Source organism: Bradyrhizobium sp. 139, from assembly GCF_023074175.1.
Lineage (GTDB): Bacteria > Pseudomonadota > Alphaproteobacteria > Rhizobiales > Xanthobacteraceae > Bradyrhizobium.
This window is the reverse complement of record NZ_JADPKS010000001.1, coordinates 1-2,520: the sequence shown is the minus strand read 5'-3', so window position 1 is coordinate 2,520 and position 2,520 is coordinate 1. Positions and strand designations below refer to the sequence as shown.

3 protein-coding genes are annotated in these 2,520 nt (G+C 66.2%); all 3 read right to left on the bottom strand.

Annotated features, from left to right (window positions below; all coding sequences use genetic code 11):
- A partial coding sequence (locus IVA80_RS00015; protein WP_247424078.1) for an MBL fold metallo-hydrolase occupies positions 1–896 on the bottom strand: 896 nt, incomplete at its 3' end.
- A 93-nt stretch (positions 897–989) separates the two neighbouring features.
- Positions 990–2,195, bottom strand: a complete 1,206-nt coding sequence (locus IVA80_RS00010; protein ID WP_247424076.1) for an NAD(P)/FAD-dependent oxidoreductase — start codon at positions 2,193–2,195, stop codon at positions 990–992.
- 106 nt (positions 2,196–2,301) lie between these two features.
- Positions 2,302–2,520: hypothetical protein (locus tag IVA80_RS00005; protein ID WP_247424073.1), on the bottom strand; the 219-nt coding region annotated here is incomplete at its 5' end.

The following is a 2,520-nucleotide window of genomic DNA, read 5'->3' as shown; positions in this document are numbered from 1 at the left end:
ACGAAACGGAAGGCGTCGCCGTCGGCCGCCACCCGGCCGATGGACGGGAACGGCAGGTGAGTGGCCACCAGCATCTCGCCGCTCTTAGCCAGCTCCCGCAAAAGACGGACCCGAACGCGGGCCGCCTCTTCGGGGTCGTGTTCGAAGCCGTTGTACCAGTCGGGCTGCTCGAACCCGACCGTGAATACGGCATCGCCGGCGAACGTCAGCCCGTCGCCGCCGGACGCCACGCGAACCACGCTGTGCCCGGGGGTGTGACCGCCGGTGCGACGGGCGACCACGCCGGGCGCAATCTCGTGCTGCTCATCGAACGTCCGCAGGTTGCTCCCGTACTCGCTCACGAACCGCTTGGCGGTCGACCGCAGCGCATCCGGGAAACCCTGCGGCATGGAGGTGTGGGAGAAATCGGGCGCCTCCCAGAACTTGACCTCGGCGGCCGCCACGTGGATCCGCAGGTCTTTACGCAGTCGCTCCTTCACCCCCTCGACGAGCAGCCCGCCAATGTGGTCCATGTGCATGTGGGTCAGCACCAGGTCGGTCACGGACCCAAGATCGATGCCGGCGGCCTCCAGTCGCTTGATCAACTGGCCGGCCCGCGGCAAGTTCAAGTCCGGATCGGACCCCAGTCCGGCATCGATGAGGATGGTCTTGCCGCCGCTACGCACCACGACCGCGTTCAGCGCCCAGTCGAACGCGTCCTGCGGCAGGAACATGTCTTTCAGCCAGGCCGCGCGGTCGGCCGGGGCGGCGTTGTGTCCCAACATTTGGGTTGGGAGCGGCAGCACGCCATCGCTGACCACCAGCACGTCAATGTCGCCGACCTTCAGCGCGTAGCGCGACGGAACGAGCTCTTCGGGTCCCGATGTAACGGGGTATGAAGTGTTATGCCGATTCATGTTCGTCTCCTGTTTCACAGTAGGGTTTCCGGCTGGTCTTGGTTGAGCAGGCCGCGCAGCCAGGGAAAGCGCGGCCGCCATCGCTTGGGGCGTCTAGAGATCAGTCACGCGTTCCGGATCCGCCGACGCGAGCGCAGCGGCGCGCTCCGCCTTGGGCGGATAGATCCAGACGGTGTTGATCTCCTGCTTGGTCTTCTTGGCGACATCGCCGACCATCTCGACCTTGCGATCCCAGCCGCGCGTGAACAGCGCGCCGGCTTCGCCGAGGTCGAGGCAGGTGACGTAGGCCTTCTGGTGATACGGCCTGGCCGGAACGCCCAGGAGTTCGGCGACGGCATTGTTGCCGGCAAAGGCGCCCATCCGCGTGGCGTGCTGGCACGACATCAGCGCGTAGTTGCCTTCGTCGTCGCAGGCGGCCCGCGCAGCATCGCCGGTGGCGAAGACGCCGGCGACACCCGGCACGCGCAGATCGCGATCCACCAGTAGCCGGCCGAAATTGTCGCGCTCGGCGGGAATCTGCGCCGTCAACGGCGCCGCGCGAATGCCGGCCGCCCAAACCACTGTCTCGGTTTCGATGTGTTCGCCGGTCGACAGGGTGACGCCGGATTTGTCGAGCGAGGCGACGCCAGCCCCGAGCCGGATCTCTACGCCGAGCTTGCGCAACGCTTCCTCGATTATTGGGCGAGGGCCTTCGCCCATGTCGGGAGCGATCGCACTGTTGCGGTCGACGATGATCACGCGCGTCCTGGCGTTGGTGCCAAGGATTTCGCGCAAGCGGGCGGGCAGTTCGGTTGCTGCCTCGATGCCGGTGAATCCGCCGCCGGCGACGACGACCGTATCGCGCCCGTTGTTGGCCGGCCGATCGGCCAGGCTGTGTAGATGCTTATCGAGCGCGATTGCGTCATCGAGCGAGTCGACACTGAAGCCGTGCTCGGCAAGGCCCGGAAGGTTGGGGCGGAAGAGGCGGCTGCCCGTGGCCACCACGAGACGGTCGTAGGACAGAGTCTTTCGCGGACCTTTTGGAGTCGTGATCTGCACCGTTCGAGCATCGGTGTTGATCGTCTCGGCGCTGCCCTGGATATAGTCGACGTCGATCGCCTTGAACACGTCAAGCAGCGGCGCGGTCAGGGTTTCCGGCCTCGGCTCATAGAGCCGCGGGCGGACCACCAGCGTCGGCTCCGGCGCAAGCAGCGCGATCTCGAGCTGTTCTGGCGAGACGCCCTGGATCTCGCGCAGGCGGGCTGCAGAGAGGGCGGCGTACATGCCGGCGAAGCCGGCGCCGATGATGATGATTCGCATGGGTTTCTCCTTGTTTGCACTTTTCGAAAGTTCGCACGCGGCCGCGCTGCTGCGTTGTGGGCAGCGTCCGGCAGCGGCGCGGAAAAGGTGAAGTCGATCGCTGATGTTAAGGCGCGATGCAGCGTGGCAGCGGCGAACTCGGCGGCCAGCCGTAGCGGAGGACGAGCGGCCGAGGCTCGATTGAACCCCAGTCCTGATAGGGCAGGCCCGGGTCATTTCGGGTCATGATGGAAACCAGCGGATGCGTCGGGTGCATGGAGTACGCCGGAATTTCCACCTCCTCGCCCGCCGCCGACGTGAAGCGAACGGCCAGAGAGAGGCCGTA

Bases quoted from the DNA above. Each gene is read 5' to 3' on its own strand.
- IVA80_RS00010 (WP_247424076.1), bottom strand. From the start codon at position 2,195: ATGCGAATCATCATCATCGGCGCCGGCTTCGCCGGCATGTACGCCGCC.